At 55.3% G+C, this 557-nt stretch carries 1 protein-coding gene; it reads right to left on the reverse strand.

Annotated features, from left to right (window positions below; all coding sequences use genetic code 11):
* Window positions 1–557: POTRA domain-containing protein (locus tag PMI30_RS02215; RefSeq protein WP_008014593.1), on the reverse strand; the 557-nt coding region annotated here is incomplete at both ends.

The raw sequence follows: 557 nt of genomic DNA on the forward strand, positions 1-557 counted from the left end.
TTCAGGTCGCCGCTGAGCTTGATGTCACGAACGGTGTACTTCTCGCCTTCGTTGATGTTGACGGTGATATAGACGTGTTTCTTGTCCGGGGTGATCGACACCTGGGTCGAAGTGATATCCATATTGATATAGCCGCGATCCAGATAGTAGGAACGCAGACGCTCCAGGTCACCGGAGAGTTTTTCACGGGCGTACTTGTCATCGTTCTTGAAGAACGACAGCCAGTTGCTGGTCTTGAGGGTGAATTGATCGGTCAATTGCTCTTCGGTGAAGACGGTATTGCCCACCACGTTGATGTGCTGGATGGCCGCAACGGTGCCTTCGTTGATGTTGACCTTCAGGCCCACGCGGTTACGCGGCTGCGGCACCACTTCGGTATCGACGGTAGCCGAATAGCGGCCCTGAGCGACGTATTGACGCTGCAACTCGTTACGCACACCTTCGAGGGTGGCGCGCTGGAAGATCTCGCCTTCGGCCAGACCGGATTGCTTGAGGCCTTTCATCAGGTCTTCAGTGGAGATCGCCTTGTTGCCTTCGATCTCGATACTGGCGACCGA

Source organism: Pseudomonas sp. GM50 (genome assembly GCF_000282375.1).
In the GTDB taxonomy this organism is placed as follows: Bacteria; Pseudomonadota; Gammaproteobacteria; order Pseudomonadales; family Pseudomonadaceae; genus Aquipseudomonas.